Here is a 16,453-nt window from a genome sequence, read left to right as displayed (position 1 = left end):
GTGATTGAACTACCTCGGTCGGCTGATGCCAATGCATTGCATGCTGTGCTGGCAACACGGGCAAGTGCGCGTGGGTTGGTTCGGTGGTTCAACCCCCAGTAGCAATTGCAATAACGGCAGCAGTAAGCACTGTATTTGGTGCAGTAATCCTTTGGAGTTACCGCGTAAAAAGCCGTAATCACGGGCGCGTTGTAACCCCTTTGGTAACACGTGTTGCAACATTAACATCAAGAACTTCAGTGTTGGCAGTGTGCGCTGCTTCCAGTGGTTAGTTTGTCCATCGCGATAACGAAACGTGACGTTATCCTTGGTGATGTCAATGATGTCTTTGTCGGGCAATACACCGCGATACAAGTAGCGCGAGAGATACTTCAGCGTCGGCAAGCCTTCCCCCACGGCGCGACAATCCACTACCCATTTCGGTGGGACGTGATTGGGCAAGCTCAAGCTTGGATGTTGATTGATGGCTTCAAGCATTCTGGCGCGCCACACTTTCGCCAGTGCAAAGGCGTTAAACAAGTAGTCTTTTTTGCCTTTGTACCAGTGTTTTTTGCTGGCGTCATAGCGCCCTCCGGCCACTAAGATGTGCAAGTGCGGATGCAGATTACGCTGTCGGCTGTGGGTGTGCAGCACCGAGGTAAAGCCGAGCTCGCCTTGGTTTTGTTTGGCGGCGAAGTCTTTAAGGATTTGGGCGCTCACTTTAAACATCAGCGGATACAGATGACGCGGGTGTGAGGCGGCTAAGGGGCGCAGCTCATAAGGCAAGGTGAAGGTCACCATAAAATAGGTGGTGGGTAGCAGCTTACTTTGTTGTCGCCATAACCATTGGGACGCGGTGCGCTGCTGGCACTGCGGGCAAAACCGATGCCCACACGATAATGGCGTCACTTCCTGATGCGGGCAGTGACGACATTGCCATTTTGAGCTGCCTTGTTGCTCGGTTTGGCATCGTAATAAAGCATGAATGGCACGGCGTACGTCGTTGTTGAGATTGTATTGCTGGCGCAGCGCATCCTGATGCTCACGCAATATTTCAATAAAGGCGCTCATGAGTTAGCCCACATCAACACCAATTTATCAGCGAGTTGGTTCACCGCTAACACACTGTCGGCTTGTTTCACACGGGTCAGGTGGGTGTAACGCGCGGTGGTATTGAGACTGGCGTGACCGAGCAAGGCTTGCAGTGAACGTAAATCCAATCCCTGCTCAAGTAAATGGGTGGCATAACAATGGCGCAGCGAATGGGGACTAATGTGTTGATGGATATTGCAATCAGCCAGTACCCGCTTGAGGGTTTTTTGCACGCAGCCTTTATCCATTGGCACATCGCTGTCGGGCCCCATTTTTGGAAACAACAAGCGAGGATGGCGATGCGTAGCCCAGTAACCACGTAGCGCCACCAAGGTGCGAGAAGGCAGTGGCACCAATCGGTCTTTACCGCCTTTACCGTCACGCACATGCACCTGCATTGATGCGCTGTCGATATCCGATATGGTCAAATTAAGCCCTTCGCTCAAGCGCAAACCCAAGGTATAGAGCACCAAAAAGAACACTTGGTAACGACACTTCACCGTCATGGAAATCAGCAAGCCGACTTGGGCTGACGTCAACACATCTGGCAAGCGCTTCACCTGCGGCGGTTTAACAATGTTAAGCCACTCCCACTGGCGGTTGAGGGTGTAGCGATAGAAAAACTGCAAGCCATTGCGGTCAATTTTAACCATGCTCCAAGAATGAGTGGCAATCATACTGGCAAAGTAGGTCTTCAAATCCGCCGCGGTCATGGCATCAGGCGCACGGTCAAAAAACGAAGAAAGGCGACGCACCGCACGAGAATAGGCATCAATCGTTGCGGGACGTTTTCCTTGCAAAGTTAAGTTGGTAAGATGTTGTTGGTAAAGAAATTCAAAGCGTTGTTGGTCGGTGGTATTCATGGGTTTTACTCCAGTAAGCCCGATCAAAGTGACAGGGGTTACTTGAGTATGAAATATCCGCCACACTCTGCCGCGCAGCGGCTTCGTTCAACAAGGCATTTAAACGGAACAAAAACAGTGGGTTACGTTACGCTTCGCTACACATTTTAACCCACAGTTTTAGTCCGATTAGCGCAGCGTTATACGAAATCAGGAGAAGTTAGAATGGAGTTCCAATTAGTACAGGAAGTTATCAATGCCGAACACCGGCTAAAAGCTTCGATGGTTAGTTCTGATATTGCGGCATTAGACGAATTGCTTGCTGATAATTTGGTATTCATCAATCACTTTGGACATAGAGTTTCGAAACAAGATGATATTGCGCTTCATCAATCAGGCTTGTTATCTATCGCATCAATTGAATTAAGTGATTTACAAGTCGAGCCTCATGGGAATTGTGTCTTGGTTTACGCGAATGCAGAAATTGTTGGGACATACGATGGTGCAGATGCCAATGGACGTTTTGTATTTTCGAGAGTTTGGCTTAAAAAAGATGGCAAACTTCAAGTTGTGTCGGCTCATTCAACAATTTTTGTATAACAAGAGACTTAACAAGTTCAAGCTCCGGTCTTGGGTGTGCTAAAGGGTTAAGAGCTTGCGTAATATCAACCTCATCTTCATAAACCAGAAAGGAAATTGATTTGATAGATCATTTTGAAATCAGAACCATAAACTTTCATGGCTGTAAAAGGTTCTATGAAAAAGTCCTTTTACCACTGAAAATCGAAATCAAATGGTCAGATAAATCTGCCGCGGGCTTTGGCATCATTGGTGAGGACAAAGTCAGATTCTTGATAGAGAAAAGTGACAATTGCACTAATTCGCATATAGCTTTTTCAGCTTCGAACAAGAAATCTGTTGAGAAATTCTATCAGGTTGCTTTAAGTGAAGGATATCAATGCAACGGCAAACCGGGGCTGCGTGAAAATTATGCACCAAACTATTATGCCGCATTCGTTTTAGATCCAGATGGTAATAATGTTGAAGCTGTGGTGTATTTGTAGCGCGCACATACAACAAGAATAGTCTCGAAGCCGACACTCCATATTTGGGTAGAGGACAAGTACAGAGCCTCGTCAATCTTAGCTCTTTTCATATTAAGTAAATAGCTGTAATGGCCTTAACCGCGTTTAGCCTGAGTAACTTTCTCAAGACGAGGGGGATTTATGTAAGGGGCGATAATGATATACATCATCCTTATCAGTTTGTTACGGCTGGAGAAATTGTAATAAAATGCTAGTCTATGACGAAGTTGAGCGACCAAGAATGAGTAAGCGGTTCATTCACGTTGGCTGACACTAGGTGCGTGTTGATTGACACGCGTGAAAATATAACGGAAGAGCCCAAAGCTCGATGCAGTCTTGTGTTTTAAAATAAGCGCACGTCCGGACCTGTGTCGTGCCTGCCCAGTAATGGCCGCTCTAGCACGATTGTGAAATTGAGAATTACCTATGATAGATAGCTCTTTAATCGGAAAACAGTTTGGTTTTTATGCGACATTAGAGAACTGGGCAGAGGGAATGGATTACTGCGCTGTTAGTGTGCCTTCTGAAATAACAGAATCACTTGGAACTAAAGGGCCTGTATTGGTTCGTGCTAGTGTTAATCATTCAGAGTCATTTCAAGTAAGCTTATTTCCGGTTGGCGGTGGCAAGCACTATATTCGTATTAAAGCAAAAATTCGTAAGCTCACGAAAACTAAAGCGGGCGACCATATTAAACTTGATTTCGTAGTTCTAGATCCTGAAGACGTAGATGTTCCTAATGATTTACTAGCATTGCTAGAGACGAGTGGAATGATAGATGAGTTCATGGATCTTCCACCTGGAAAAAGAAATTATTTAATCCGGAAGATTGGTGAAGCTGTAAAACCCGACACACGGGAAAAGCGCATTCGTGAAGCCTTGGATATCACTATTGAAAGAAATGCTAGAAAATTAAGCCCAATGGGAACTAAATAGCAAGCTTATCGTCTTGCATTCGCATGTTGTCGGACTGGTTTTCAGTCGCTTTAGCACCTCTTTTGCAACCCGTGTTATTGACAAAACGTGACGTGTTTTGATGGTGTTGGCTTGAAACTGTTATTGCCATTTTTGCTGCCTAGCAATGAGTTTAATACACCAAAGTACAACTTCAGCCAACAAGCAGAATTTACAGATCCCTCCTAAATTTGCTAACGGGCGCTGGAAAGCACCGCGGCAGCATCAGTGAGTTTTACCGTTATGGCTCCTTTATTTCGGGCTGGTGCTCCAATGTTTCATTAAGGCATCGCGAAATACCGTCAACTTGGCAGAATACTGGCGCGAAGGTGGGTAAAGCAGATTGAGGGATTGCGGCGTAGGGGCATATTGAGCCAACACTTGCTGCAAACGACCGTTTGCCAGATAGGGACGGACAAAAAAGGTTAATAGCTGGGCGATGCCGATGCCGTTGACTGCGGCGTCTACCAATGGGTCGCCATGATCAAGCAGCAAGTTTCCGCTCACATTTAGCCGGGTTGCCTTGCCGTTATGGTTAAACTGCCACGGGTTGATCTGACCATTGCTCGCCAATCTGACCCGCAGACAATTGTGCTGTGACAGATCGGCAAGGGTTTGAGGAACGCCGTGGCGGGCAAGGTAGGTTGCCGAGGCAACGGTTATCCAATGTGCCGGTGCTAATTGTCTGGCGATCACTCTGGCATCCGCCACCGGGCCGCTGCGGATCACCGCGTCAAACCCTTCGTCGACGATATCGACCAAGCGATCGGTCAACACCAGTTCAATATCCATCTGCTTGTGGGTGGTTAACAGTTCGCTGACCATCGGGATAACGATGGCACGGCCGAATGCTGAAGGGGCGCTGATTTTAAGTGTGCCTTTAGGGGTGCAGCCGTGGCGTTGAATTTCGTGCTGTGCATCAGACAGGCCAGTGATCAATGGCCGTACTCGGGAGAGAAACAATTCGCCGTCTGCAGTCAGGCTTAGGCTGCGAGTATTACGGTGCAGCAATTTTACCCCTAATTGCTTTTCTAATCGGCTAATCGCTCGTGAAATTCCGGATTGGGTGATCCCCAGCTGGCTTGCTGCAAGGGTAAAGCTGCGCAGGTCCGCGACTTTAACAAACTGGCGGATGGCATTAAGGTCAAGATTCATAAATAAGATCATTACTGAAATGAATTTTAATTATTTATTTATGATATTTCATAAATGATACTGAGTGAATCTTAACCGTTATATGGAATGAAATTATGCGATCTCGTCTACCTTCCGGGGTTTACTTACTCAGCCTCGGTATCTTTATTATGATTTCCTGCGAGTTGCAGGTGCTGGGCTTTATGCCAGAGTTGGCCGCAGACTTGGGGGTTACCATCGCGGAGGTGGGATATCTGGTGTCGGCATTTGCTGCCAGTATGGCGATCGGTGGCCCGATCTTAATGCTGATTTTGTCGCGCTTTGCGCCCCGTACCATTCTGGTTTGCTTGTATGTCATTTTCCTGTTGGGTGAGCTGTTTGGTGCACTGGCGCAAAATTATAGTCAATTGATGGTGGCGCGAGCCATCACGGGTATGGTGGCTGGTGCATTCTTTGGTGTGTCCATTGGCCTTTGCTCTCGTATGACGGCACCTCAGGATACCTTACGCGCAGTAGCATTGGTGCTGGCTGGCATCATGCTCGGGACGATTATTGGTCTGCCGCTGGCAAAAGTGGTGGCTGAACAATGGAGCTGGCGCGAGAGTTTTTATCTGGTGGTGGCATTTGGAACAATCAGTGCTCTGATCACGCTTAAAGCCATTCCTTCCTTACCGGCTGAAGCACCACACCCGATCAAACAGGAATTGAAAGGGGTGCTTGATCGCCGTTTATGGTGGGTGTTTGCCACCAGTTTCTGTGTGATAGGTGCGGTGTATGCACCATTCAGTTTTATCGTGCCGCTCCTGACCGATTTGGCAGGCTTACCAGAAAATGCAGTGACCTGGCTGCTGTTCGCCTACGGGGTATGCATGTTGGCTGGTAATCATGTCGTAGCTATGCTGGCGGTGAAACACGCGAAAGTAACTTTGATAAGTGGGTTGCTCATTCTGATTGGCACTTTTTCGGTCTTTGCCCTGTTTGTAGAGAGCAGTTGGGTAGCGGTGACTTGTCTGATTGTCATGGGGTTTTGTGGTATTAGCCTCAACCCTGCTTTGGTCAGCCGTTTGATGGAATTACCGCAGGGGCAACGGGCTTTTATCAACACCTTGCACGCCTCCGTGATTAACGTTGGCATTATGTTTGGTAGCTTTGTTGCTGGGTTGATGCTGGATATTGGTTATAGTCTTCATAGTGTGATCTGGACGGGGGCTGCTGTCGCGCTGGCTGGTTTAGCTGTACTTGGTTTATCGCCCAAGTTGTCAGGTGCAGACACGGGAGAGGCACCCCTTCAGCCTGAACAGATTCAGCCAAAACAGCGTTGTAAGCATTTGGCGCACGGAGAAAACCCGGCAGGCTAGTATTCCCCTTAATCCAGTAAAGAAAACAGAAAGGGCGTTACGCCCTTTCTTGCTGTGTCTTATATCATCGACAATGCTGTAATAGGCAGGGAGCAGGGGATCAAGAGGGATACAAACAGGCCGAAAACAATGCTGATGATTCAATAAGATGCTAATGTATTACGCAGTTGATCGACTAAGAGTGAGTAAACGATGTATTCACTTAGATTGGTACTAGACGCGTGGTGATTTACACGCGTGAATATATAACTGAGGCCCCAAAAGCTCGATGCGTTCTTATGTTGTAAAAGAAGCGAACGTTCGGTGCTGTGTGGGGCGGCCCAGTAATGGGTCGCTCTACCACAATTGTCACAAGGCATTCAGCATGGAGGAAAGAAAATGGATGTAAATTCACTATTATTATTTGTGGTCGCTTGTCTTGCTATCAACATGATACCAGGGCCAGACGTTATCTACATCGTTTCGAACACCATGAGGGGGAAGCTGGCAACTGGGTTTAAAGCGGCAATTGGACTCGGTGTTGGCTACTTTATTCATACATTGGCTGCGGCATTGGGTTTATCCGCGATAATCCTTAGTTCTGCGGTTGCTTTTAGTACGGTGAAATGGCTTGGCGCTGCTTACCTAGTCTATTTGGGTGTTCAGTCGCTACTTTCTATGTGGCGAGGGGGCGGCAAAATCGTGGTTAGTGAAAGCGTTGAAGACAATAAAAATGTATTTGTACAAGGTGTAATCGTTAGTGTTTTGAACCCTAAGGTAGCACTGTTCTTTCTTTCATTCTTGCCCCAGTTCATTGATACATCAACAGGCTCTGCTTCTATGCAATTACTAGTGCTTGGTTTGCTATTCAGCGCACTCGCTACAATGTGCAATGTTTTATATGCGTCAGTTGGTAGCTGGGTTTTTAATCGTCCGAATTCACAGCGATACTCACGAGCACTTGAAGGCGTCTCAGGTGTTTTGCTAATTGGGCTAGCAAGCAAAGTCGTAATCAGTGACCGCTAGTGGCATAAGGAATTTACAGCACCTGCCAAATTTGCAAACAGGCGCTAAAAAACTGCATCGTTATGTGCTGCACAGTTTGTACAAATGGCTGAATAGGCGAAGTGCTAGGTGAAGTTGTAATTGGAGTAATTTCAATAAGATGCTAATGTATTATGCAGTTGTTCGACCAAAAATGAGTAAACGATGTATTCACTTAGATTGGTTCTAGGCGCGTGATTTACACGCGCTAATATATAATTGAAGAGCCAAAAGCTTGATGCATTCTTATGTTGCAACAGAAGCACCAGTCGGGAGCAGTGTGGGGCGGCCCAGTGATGGGGCTCTACCACGATTGCATTTTGAAGGAGAGTTTATGCCTATACCCAATAAATCAATATTGAATGAGTATTCAAAGGGGGCGTATTTCTTTGATAGCTTTTCGAAAAGAATAAAATATAACAACCAAACTGCTATTGAAGTATTCCTTGAAATAGCTACTAGAACCCCTGTTTGGATTGAATTTCTGATGTCTATGAGAAATTGGATTGTTTCCAAGCTCGGCTTGAAACATTTGGGTGGTTTACAAGACGTACCCAAGAAAAAACTCAGTACAGAATATGTTGTGGGTGAACGAGTCGGTATCTTTACGTTGGTAAGTATAACGGATCATGAAGTTGTATTAGAAGACTGTGATAAACACCTTAACGTCCGAGTTTCTTTTTTAGTTGAACCTGAAGGAGGCGCTGCGACAGTTCATGCAACCACTGTGGTTCATGTGAACAATGTATTCGGGAAAATATACATGTTTTTCGTTGCTCCATTTCATAAAATAATAGTGCCAAGTACGCTGAAAGGCTTAGAGCAGGCATAACACTATGTTCAAGTCTGATTTCGACGCGCGTGCCGAACTGTTTTGCTATGCCACCCTTAATCTACGAAGTGATGAAATGACTGCTAACTGGTTGGCCAAATTTAACCGTACCACTACCCATTTGCCTATTCGACCTTCGGGATATCATGAAACATACGGAAAGTCCCATTGCACCATCAAAGCCAATGCAGCGCACTGGCGAGGTTTAATAAGAGGTTAGTACGTATTTGTGCTTATATAAACACTTAATCGTTACATTGTAAGAGGATAGAAAAATTAAACATCTTTGGGCATTCACCTTTTTAGCCGTTTTGCTTTGGTCTGGCATAGAGCCAAAAGATCAATTTACTTGGTTTTTAGAAGTTTTACCGGCCATTATCGGTGCAGTATTAGTAGCGGCTACTTATCAGTCTTTTAGGCTTACTCCCATACTATACTTCTTTATTCTTGCGCATTGCATTGTGCTGATGGTTGGTGGGCATTACACCTATGCTGAAGTGCCGCTGTTTGATGGCTTATTTGGCTCAGAGCGAAACAATTACGATAAGGTCGGCCATTTCTTTCAAGGCTTTGTGCCAGCTTTACTGGCTAGAGAAATATTAATACGTAAAAATGTCGTCAATGGCGATTTTTGGCGCAGTGTTATTATTGTGTCTATTTGCTTAGCCTTTAGTGCCTTCTATGAGCTAGTTGAATGGTGGGTAGCAATTGCTACTGGTGAGAATGCTGAAGCATTTCTCGGCACACAAGGCTATGTTTGGGATACGCAATCAGACATGGGATTAGCCTTACTGGGGGCAATTTGTTCTTTGCTCGTATTATCTTCAGTTCACAACAAGCAATTGCAAAAAGAATTATTTAAAGGCTAACGTGAGTTTACGCTAGCAGTAATGAGTGCTCGGTAAAGTACTTTTTACCTAAACGCTACTGTTACTGTTCTGATTTGGCGGCCAAAGGCATGGCCGCTACTTTACCCATCATCTGTGTATTAAGCCGTGAGCAGCAATACCAATATTACCTGCGTTACTTTGTTTGTGTTGCTCCAACGTATTCATCATAAAGTCGATAAAGCGTTGACTGGCTAAACTAATAAAACGCCTAGATGGATAAACAAGATAGCATTTGCCTTCAAATGGCCCTATTTCTTCAAATAGCATGATCAATTGGCCATTATCAATAAACTCTTGTACGTATGGCCGCGGCATCATAGATATACCACGCCCAGTCAGTGTTGCTTCTAAGATGGCCTCAAGATTGTTCACACATAAATTACCTTTGAGTGTTAACACCTTGTCTTCACCGATAGGGAAGTTATTAAAAATTCGGCCATTAGGGTAACGAAAAAGGATAGAGTTATGATTAGGCAGCTCTTCGAGCGAGATAGGGACAAGTGAATTTTTAATATAGTCAGGGCTGGCGAAGAAATGTATTTTTTCGTCACATATATGCCGCGCAACCATCTCAGTTTCATTGAATGTGTCTTCGAGTAAAAAAGCTAAATCGATGTTATTACGGATCATATTTTGTGGTTCAGCACTGACGATTAGCTCAACTGACAGCTCTGGGTTTTGATCCATAAAGTCAAAAATCACCCGTGTGATCCACAGCTGTTCAGGAACAGGCACAATTAATATGCGTAAGTGTCCTGATACGTCGGATTTATGCCCTGTTAACTCCGTTCGGGTTTGCTCTAACGCTGCTAACAGAGGTGTCGTTTTACTGTAAAAATGGCTACCGGATGCTGTTAGAGACATAGCACGGCTTTGACGATGAAATAACTTCACGTTCAGTTCATCCTCCAGCGCTTGTAAACGGCGGCTTAAAGTCGATTTTGGTAAGTTAAGGATATCAGCAGCCTCAACTAAACTACCGGTTTCTACAATGCGGTGAAACAGTGCAATATCTTCCGTTTTCATGACATCACCCGACTCTTGGATAAGCGAAATAGTAGGCTTTCCTGCATAACCTATGCATATACCTCGATATGCTTAGTGTTTTCGCCCCTAAAAACGAAACTTTTCGTAAAACATACTGCTACTTAGTTGTAACCGGTTTAGGGAATACTGAGGTTATTTAACCACTCGTGCGTACTAAGCCACTTGTTTAAGTGTTAACAGTTTTACATAAAAATCACTGAGTTCAAGCTTATTTTGTCTCATTTTATGGAACTATCGGTTCCATTTGATTCCGTTTTTGTCAACTTTAATGACTGATATCGTTAACTCAACGCTAGATGATTTAGCAATATTTATGGAGTTAATATTATGAGACGTTTACTGACTAATGTTTCACTCATTGTTATAGGGGCACTATTAATAGGTTGCAGTGCTGAGTCCCTTGAAATGACAACAGCCACGGTAAGGCCAGTCAAATTACTTGAAATAACCGACCGCAGTGCGGATTTAACACGGGTGTTTCCAGCTAAAGTTGCTGCAACTAAGCAGGCTAAGTTAGCATTTAGGCTATCTGGCCATCTTGTTGACTTTTCATTACACGAAGGGGATACCGTGACGAAAGGCACGGTTTTGGCGCGTTTAGATAACCGTGATGCGCGTAATACGCTCTTGCATCGCGAGGCGGATTATCAATTAGCAGCTGCCGACTTTAAGCGTAAAGACCAGTTATTACGCCGAAAACTGATTTCTCAAGCTGATTACGATTTGGCTAAAGCGCAAGTTAAGTCTGCAAGAGCCAGTTTAGCCAGCGCACAAGACCAACTAAGTTACACCGATTTAATCGCCCCTTATGACGGTATAGTGGCTAAGGTTCTCGTGGATAATTATCAAATGGTGCAGGCAGGTCAATCCATTTTAGTATTACAAGAAGGGCAATACCTTGATGTGAAAATCCAAGTTCCCGAGTCTTTTGTTAACAACCTCCAACACTTTAAAGTCAATGCGCAAGGTCAGGCAAGTGTAAGGTTTGCGATCAACCCAGACTTAACGTTGCCGGTGAAGCTGAAAGAATATTCCTCGCAAATTACGCCAGGTACGCAAAGCTATGAGGTGGTGTTTACTTTGCCCCAACCAGAAGACATGGCCGTGCTGCCTGGCATGAGTGCTGAAGTGATCATGGATATACCCGCAAGCCAATCAAGTACTGTGGCAGCCATTTTACCTGTTAACGCGATCATGAAACGCGACCATGACGGCAAGAGTGTGGTATGGATTTTTGATACAAGTAGCGGCACAGTTAATTCACGCCAAGTAAGCCTAGGCAAGGTAACCAATAAGGGCATTGAAGTGACTCATGGTGTGAGAGCCGGAGACAAAGTGGTGGTTGCAGGTGTGCAATTTTTAGCGGAAGGCTTAAATGTTAAGCCCCTGCGCAGACAGCGAGGGGTGTAGTGAATGTTATCTATTCGTTTTGCACTTCTCTGCTCGCTGTTTAGCCAGCACTTTAGCTCACCATGCAGCAACTTGCAGTTAATCCGTTATGTTACTAGAACGAGGTATAATGGATGAATTTTGCCGAATATTCTATTACGCACAAAGTGATCAGTTGGATGTTTACTTTGCTACTGCTCGTTGGTGGAACTGTATCATTTTTTCAATTAGGTCAGTTAGAATTTCCTGAGTTTACGATCAAACAGGCATTGGTTGTCACCGCTTATCCTGGCGCGTCTCCCGAGCAGGTCGAGGAAGAGGTGACGCTGCCCATTGAAGACGCATTACAGCAGCTGGAGGGAGTAAAACATATTACTTCGGTCAACAGTGCTGGCTTGTCGCAAATAGAAATTGAAATGGCCGCACATTTTGGACCCGATGAACTTCCGCAAATATGGGATGAAGTGCGCCGAAAAGTAAATGATATGTCGGACACTTTGCCGCAAGGGGTGATGACGCCAAAAGTAATAGATGATTTCGGTGATGTTTATGGCATTTTGTTAAACCTGACTGGTCAGGGCTACAGTGATCGAGAATTGCAAAATTATGCTGATTTTTTAAGACGCGAATTGGTACTGATTAAAGGCGTAAAAAAAGTCACCATCGCAGGCAAGGTGATGGATCAGGTCGTGGTCGAAATTTCTCAGCAAAAGCTTAATGCGCTTGGCCTTGACCAAGATTATATCTATAGCATGCTTCAACGTCAGAATGTGGTTTCAAACGCGGGGAGTGCCCGTGTTGGTAATCATCGTATTCGTCTCCATCCAACAGGGGAGTTTGATAACTTAGCGCAAATGGAGCATTTACTTATTAGCCCGCCTAGCAGTGATAAGCTCATCTATCTTGGCGATATAGCTGAAATTTACAAGGATACCCAAGAGCAGCCTGCTAATATTTATCACTCCGCTGGCAATCAAGCGTTGTCAGTGGGGATCGCCTTTTCTAGTGGGGTAAATGTTGTTGATGTTGGCGCCGCTGTCAATGCGCGAATGATAGCGCTTAATAGTGAATTGCCAATGGGTATGGCGCTTACCACTGTGTACGATCAAAGCAAAATTGTTGATGAAACCGTGCGTGGCTTTTTAATTAATTTAGCCGAATCTATTGGTATAGTGATTGTTGTTTTGCTCATCTTTATGGGACTGCGATCAGGGTTGCTGATGGGAGTAGTATTATTACTCACGATCCTAGGTACCTTTATTGTGATGAATATACTCAATATTGAGTTACAAATAATCTCATTAGGCGCCCTGATCATTGCACTTGGTATGCTGGTTGATAATGCTATTGTTGTTACCGAAGGCATTCTCATTGGGATCAAACGCGGTAAAAGTCGTTTGGAAACAGCGAAGCAAGTGGTTTCGCAAACACAATGGCCGCTATTGGGGGCAACGATTATTGCCATTATGGCGTTTGCACCCATTGGTTTAACCGATACTGCTACGGGTGAATTTTGTCGTTCATTATTTCAAGTGCTATTAATTTCACTGTTTATCAGCTGGATCACCGCGATGACGTTAACGCCTTTTTTCTGTTATCTGCTTTTTAAGGACGGCATTGTTAACAAAGGAGACGAAAGCGACCCATACAAGGGGATTTTGTTTACGGTTTTCCGTCAGGTATTAACCCTCGCCATGAGGTTTCGCTGGGTCACACTATCCCTCGTCATGGTGGCATTGGTGTTGGCCGTGATTGGTTTTGGTCAGGTCAAGCAAGTTTTTTTCCCTGCTTCAAATACCCCGATTTTCTTTGTCGATGTGTGGATGCCTGAAGGCACAGATATCAGAGCAACAGAGCAGCATATATCGCGTATTGAAAGCGATATTATGCAGCAACAAACTCGCAATGATATTGGTTTAGTCAATTTATCGTCCGTGATTGGTCAAGGCGCACAACGCTTTAATTTGTCTTACATGCCTGAAAAAGGCTACAGCGCTTATGGCCAAATAATTATTGAGATGGCTGATTTAACAGCACTTAATAAGTTTATGCGGACATTAGAAAATGACTTGAGTTTCACATACCCACAAGCTCAGTATCGTTTTAAATATATGGAAAATGGTCCCGCGCCTGCGGCTAAACTTGAAGCTCGATTTTTTGGCGATGATCCTAAGGTGTTACGCGAACTGGCGGCGCAAGCTAGCGCGATATTTAATGCCGAGCCCACCGCTGTCGGTGTACGTCATAATTGGCGTAATCAATCCACATTGATTCGTCCGCAGATATCTTTAGCGCAAGCCAGAGAAGCAGGGATCAGTAAACAAGATTTAGATGATGCATTACTGGTGAACTTTAGCGGAAAAAGGATTGGTACCTATCGAGATAATAGCCATCTTTTACCTATCATCGCCAGAGCGCAAGCTAGCGAAAGGCTAAACGTAGATAGCATTTCTGAAATACAAGTATGGAGCTCAGACAACAATACTTTTGTACCTATTACTCAAGTTGTTTCTAACTTTGACACTGAATGGGAAAACCCATTGATTATGCGCCGTGACCGAAAACGTGTTATTTCGGTACTGGCTGATCCCGTGAATGGCCAAGGTGAAACATCAGACTCTGTACTTAATAAGATAAAGGCGGATATAGAAGCGATTGAATTGCCAGCCGGTTATGGCTTTGAATGGGGCGGCGAGCGTGAAATTTCCAAAGAAGCTGAAGCTGGGGTGTTTGGTTCAATTCCATTAGGGTTTCTCGCGATGTTTATCATCACAGTGATCTTGTTTAACTCGATTAAGCAAACATTCGTGATATGGTTTACAGTGCCGTTGGCAATGATCGGCGTGGCGTCGGGTTTATTGTTATTTGACGCGCCATTTTCTTTTATGGCGATGCTTGGCATATTAAGCCTAAATGGGATGATCATTAAAAATGGTATCGTGCTAGTTGATCAGATTAATTTAGAGTTAAGTGAAGGCAAACTGGCATTCCAAGCGGTTATCGACTCAACTATCAGTCGGGTTCGGCCGGTATTAATGGCGGCGATAACGACCATGCTTGGCATGCTGCCTTTGTTAAACGATGCTTTCTTCGGCTCAATGGCTATTACTATTATTTTTGGTTTAGGCTTTGCGTCAGTGTTAACACTTATCGTATTGCCAGTTACCTATACATTAATGTTTCGTGACCAATGTCAACCTAAGTTGCCACAGGGAGAATAGCCCAGCATCAAACGCTAGGCGGATAAGGCTAATGTATCTCTTACCTGATTTTATTTTACCCTAAATTTATCGCGCATGAGGATGTAAACAATGCATAAACGACTATTAGACTGTAGCGCTTCCGAGCTAAATGCCTTAGACAAAAATGAGCTGCTTTATGCCATTAAAGCAAGCGAAGGGCGAGTGTTGGTAAGTGAAAACATTGTGATTACCTCGCCTTTATTAACGCAAGTTACCAATGCTGAGTTAGCCGCTTCTCAGGGGGCGGATTTATTGCTGCTTAATATGTTTGATGCAGAAAACCCGGTCATTAATGGTATGCCTGAGAATATTGCGCCGACTGATCTCATCACCGAATTAAAGCGGCTAACTGGCAGGGTGATAGGGGTTAATTTAGAGGCCGTCGACCCTGAATTTGCTCAGCAGCATGATGAAATTTGGCAGATGAGCAGTGGCCGTGTGGCAAATGCCGAGAACGCACAAAAGCTTTATGATATGGGCGTGCGGTTTATTGTGATCACCGGAAACCCCAATAATGGCGTCAGTAACCGTGCTATTAGCCATGCTTTACAACAGATCCACTCTGCCGTTGGCGATAAGCTGGTTATCATCACAGGAAAGATGCACGGGGCAGGGGTGGTGAGTGAAAGTGGCGCAAAAATCATTACCGGTGAAGATGTCAGTCGATTTGCAAAAAATGGTGCCGACATTATTCTTGTTCCGGCACCGGGAACCGTGCCAGGGATGAGCCAAGATTATGTGAGCGAGCTCATTAATGTCGCGCATCAACACAAGGTAATGGCAATGACGGCGATTGGCACCTCCCAAGAAGGCGCAGACGTAAGTACAATCAGACAGATAGCACTAATGAGTAAAATGGCGGGAGCCGATTTACACCATATAGGCGATACTGGTTATATGGGGATTGCGTTGCCTGAAAACATTCAGGCCTACAGCGTTGTCATAAGAGGCATCAGACATACCTATACGCGCATAGCTCGTTCAATTAATCGTTAATGCTCGTTGTTTCTTGTTCATTTGGACATACTTGAGTAAGACCATTTGTTGTTGCCGCGCGGTAGGTGACATTAGCGATAAATAGCTTTCTCCAATGGCTCTCGTTAGGAGAAAGCTAATTGTTATCTAACCTCAGTTGTGCTTATCCAGAACTCGGTTTACTTAGAAATTTCAGCCGCAATGACTGAAATTTCAACCAGCAATGCCTCGCGTGCCATGTTCGCAGTGACACACGCGCGAGCGGGGGCATAACCTGGCTCAACCCAGTTGTCCCATACTGCATTCATGGCGGCAAAATCATCCATGGTTTTAAGGTAGATAGTGGCCGAAAGCATATGCTGTTTGTCACTGCCAGATTGCAGCAGTAGCGTTTCAACTTTATCTAGCATGGTTTGGGTTTGCTCGGTAATGTCTTTACTGGCGTCAGCACACACTTGGCCACAAAGATAAATGGTGCCATTGTGTTTTACAATTCTGCTCATGCGTTGCTTAGTTTCTTGGCGTTCTATCATTTTTATTTCTTATTCGCTGCTATGATTGCGAGCAGTTTAGCAACATAAAATAAGATGTCTAGCCAAGTGCTGGCAAGC

At 44.9% G+C, this 16,453-nt stretch carries 16 protein-coding genes; 11 read left to right on the top strand and 5 right to left on the bottom strand.

Going from position 1 to position 16,453, the window contains the following annotated elements; genetic code table 11:
- Positions 1 to 9: 9 nt before the first annotated feature.
- Complete coding sequence (locus Q4519_RS18870; protein ID WP_303514956.1) at positions 10 to 1,050, bottom strand: transposase; 1,041 nt, start codon at positions 1,048 to 1,050, stop codon at positions 10 to 12.
- Positions 1,047 to 1,934, bottom strand: coding sequence for a site-specific integrase (locus Q4519_RS18865; RefSeq protein ID WP_303514954.1), 888 nt, complete (start codon positions 1,932 to 1,934; stop codon positions 1,047 to 1,049). Before Q4519_RS18865 ends, Q4519_RS18870 begins: the two co-directional genes overlap by 4 nt.
- 204 nt (positions 1,935 to 2,138) lie before the next feature.
- On the opposite strand from Q4519_RS18865, the gene Q4519_RS18860 reads away from it, so the two are divergent.
- The 3 genes from Q4519_RS18860 (at position 2,139) to Q4519_RS18850 (ending at position 3,934) form a co-directional block, all read left to right on the top strand.
- On the top strand, positions 2,139 to 2,513 hold the full coding sequence (locus Q4519_RS18860; RefSeq protein ID WP_303514949.1) for a nuclear transport factor 2 family protein: 375 nt from the start codon (positions 2,139 to 2,141) through the stop codon (positions 2,511 to 2,513).
- 101 nt (positions 2,514 to 2,614) lie between these two features.
- Positions 2,615 to 2,977 (top strand): VOC family protein, encoded by a 363-nt coding sequence (locus tag Q4519_RS18855; protein ID WP_303514947.1) that lies wholly within the window; start codon positions 2,615 to 2,617, stop codon positions 2,975 to 2,977.
- A 447-nt stretch (positions 2,978 to 3,424) separates the two neighbouring features.
- Entirely contained in the window at positions 3,425 to 3,934 is a 510-nt protein-coding gene (locus Q4519_RS18850) for a YdeI/OmpD-associated family protein (protein ID WP_303514945.1), read from the top strand.
- A 270-nt stretch (positions 3,935 to 4,204) separates the two neighbouring features.
- Here the strand turns inward: Q4519_RS18850 and Q4519_RS18845 are convergent, their stop codons facing one another.
- A complete protein-coding gene (locus tag Q4519_RS18845) occupies positions 4,205 to 5,107 on the bottom strand; it encodes a LysR family transcriptional regulator (RefSeq protein ID WP_303514944.1) in 903 nt (300 codons plus the stop codon).
- A gap of 95 nt (positions 5,108 to 5,202) precedes the next feature.
- On the opposite strand from Q4519_RS18845, the gene Q4519_RS18840 reads away from it, so the two are divergent.
- The 5 genes from Q4519_RS18840 to Q4519_RS18820 all read left to right on the top strand — a co-directional run bounded on the left by Q4519_RS18840 (position 5,203) and on the right by Q4519_RS18820 (position 9,168).
- On the top strand, positions 5,203 to 6,444 hold the full coding sequence (locus tag Q4519_RS18840; protein ID WP_303514942.1) for an MFS transporter: 1,242 nt from the start codon (positions 5,203 to 5,205) through the stop codon (positions 6,442 to 6,444).
- Between the two features lie 378 nt (positions 6,445 to 6,822).
- Positions 6,823 to 7,449, top strand: coding sequence for a LysE family translocator (locus tag Q4519_RS18835; protein WP_303514940.1), 627 nt, complete (start codon positions 6,823 to 6,825; stop codon positions 7,447 to 7,449).
- A 352-nt stretch (positions 7,450 to 7,801) separates the two neighbouring features.
- A complete protein-coding gene (locus Q4519_RS18830; RefSeq protein ID WP_232799733.1) occupies positions 7,802 to 8,299 on the top strand; it encodes a DUF2867 domain-containing protein in 498 nt (165 codons plus the stop codon).
- 4 nt (positions 8,300 to 8,303) lie between these two features.
- Positions 8,304 to 8,519 carry a hypothetical protein gene (locus Q4519_RS18825; protein ID WP_303514937.1) on the top strand — a complete coding sequence of 72 codons (216 nt, stop codon included), beginning with the start codon at positions 8,304 to 8,306 and terminating at the stop codon, positions 8,517 to 8,519.
- Positions 8,520 to 8,574: 55 nt separating this feature from the next.
- A complete protein-coding gene (locus tag Q4519_RS18820) occupies positions 8,575 to 9,168 on the top strand; it encodes a DUF2238 domain-containing protein (RefSeq protein ID WP_303514959.1) in 594 nt (197 codons plus the stop codon).
- A 108-nt stretch (positions 9,169 to 9,276) separates the two neighbouring features.
- Here the strand turns inward: Q4519_RS18820 and Q4519_RS18815 are convergent, their stop codons facing one another.
- Positions 9,277 to 10,215, bottom strand: a complete 939-nt coding sequence (locus Q4519_RS18815; protein WP_303514934.1) for a LysR family transcriptional regulator — start codon at positions 10,213 to 10,215, stop codon at positions 9,277 to 9,279.
- 348 nt (positions 10,216 to 10,563) lie between these two features.
- Between Q4519_RS18815 and Q4519_RS18810 the strand changes: the two genes are divergently transcribed.
- The 3 genes from Q4519_RS18810 to Q4519_RS18800 all read left to right on the top strand — a co-directional run bounded on the left by Q4519_RS18810 (position 10,564) and on the right by Q4519_RS18800 (position 15,863).
- Positions 10,564 to 11,646, top strand: coding sequence for an efflux RND transporter periplasmic adaptor subunit (locus Q4519_RS18810; RefSeq protein WP_303514931.1), 1,083 nt, complete (start codon positions 10,564 to 10,566; stop codon positions 11,644 to 11,646).
- Between the two features lie 113 nt (positions 11,647 to 11,759).
- Positions 11,760 to 14,846: an efflux RND transporter permease subunit gene (locus tag Q4519_RS18805; RefSeq protein ID WP_303514930.1), complete on the top strand. Its 3,087-nt coding sequence runs from the start codon at positions 11,760 to 11,762 to the stop codon at positions 14,844 to 14,846.
- Between the two features lie 90 nt (positions 14,847 to 14,936).
- Positions 14,937 to 15,863 (top strand): haloacid dehalogenase-like hydrolase, encoded by a 927-nt coding sequence (locus Q4519_RS18800; RefSeq protein ID WP_232799729.1) that lies wholly within the window; start codon positions 14,937 to 14,939, stop codon positions 15,861 to 15,863.
- 158 nt (positions 15,864 to 16,021) lie between these two features.
- Here the strand turns inward: Q4519_RS18800 and Q4519_RS18795 are convergent, their stop codons facing one another.
- Complete coding sequence (locus Q4519_RS18795; RefSeq protein WP_232799728.1) at positions 16,022 to 16,375, bottom strand: RidA family protein; 354 nt, start codon at positions 16,373 to 16,375, stop codon at positions 16,022 to 16,024.
- Positions 16,376 to 16,453: the final 78 nt, after the last annotated feature.

The organism is Motilimonas sp. 1_MG-2023 (assembly GCF_030547455.1).
Taxonomy (GTDB): Bacteria; Pseudomonadota; Gammaproteobacteria; order Enterobacterales; family CBDFNC01; genus Motilimonas.
Note: the sequence above shows the minus strand (reverse complement) of the source record. Positions and strands in the feature narration are given on the sequence as shown.

Excerpts from the sequence above, each read along its gene's own strand:
- Q4519_RS18800 (WP_232799729.1), top strand. The coding sequence starts at position 14,937 with ATGCATAAACGACTATTAGACTGTAGCGCTTCCGAGCTAAATGCCTTA.
- Q4519_RS18865 (WP_303514954.1), bottom strand. The coding sequence starts at position 1,934 with ATGAATACCACCGACCAACAACGCTTTGAATTTCTTTACCAACAACAT.
- Q4519_RS18870 (WP_303514956.1), bottom strand. The coding sequence starts at position 1,050 with ATGAGCGCCTTTATTGAAATATTGCGTGAGCATCAGGATGCGCTGCGC.
- Q4519_RS18810 (WP_303514931.1), top strand. The coding sequence starts at position 10,564 with ATGAGACGTTTACTGACTAATGTTTCACTCATTGTTATAGGGGCACTA.
- Q4519_RS18835 (WP_303514940.1), top strand. The coding sequence starts at position 6,823 with ATGGATGTAAATTCACTATTATTATTTGTGGTCGCTTGTCTTGCTATC.
- Q4519_RS18860 (WP_303514949.1), top strand. The coding sequence starts at position 2,139 with ATGGAGTTCCAATTAGTACAGGAAGTTATCAATGCCGAACACCGGCTA.
- Q4519_RS18840 (WP_303514942.1), top strand. The coding sequence starts at position 5,203 with ATGCGATCTCGTCTACCTTCCGGGGTTTACTTACTCAGCCTCGGTATC.
- Q4519_RS18825 (WP_303514937.1), top strand. The coding sequence starts at position 8,304 with ATGTTCAAGTCTGATTTCGACGCGCGTGCCGAACTGTTTTGCTATGCC.
- Q4519_RS18850 (WP_303514945.1), top strand. The coding sequence starts at position 3,425 with ATGATAGATAGCTCTTTAATCGGAAAACAGTTTGGTTTTTATGCGACA.
- Q4519_RS18795 (WP_232799728.1), bottom strand. The coding sequence starts at position 16,375 with ATGATAGAACGCCAAGAAACTAAGCAACGCATGAGCAGAATTGTAAAA.
- Q4519_RS18815 (WP_303514934.1), bottom strand. The coding sequence starts at position 10,215 with ATGAAAACGGAAGATATTGCACTGTTTCACCGCATTGTAGAAACCGGT.
- Q4519_RS18830 (WP_232799733.1), top strand. The coding sequence starts at position 7,802 with ATGCCTATACCCAATAAATCAATATTGAATGAGTATTCAAAGGGGGCG.
- Q4519_RS18845 (WP_303514944.1), bottom strand. The coding sequence starts at position 5,107 with ATGAATCTTGACCTTAATGCCATCCGCCAGTTTGTTAAAGTCGCGGAC.
- Q4519_RS18805 (WP_303514930.1), top strand. The coding sequence starts at position 11,760 with ATGAATTTTGCCGAATATTCTATTACGCACAAAGTGATCAGTTGGATG.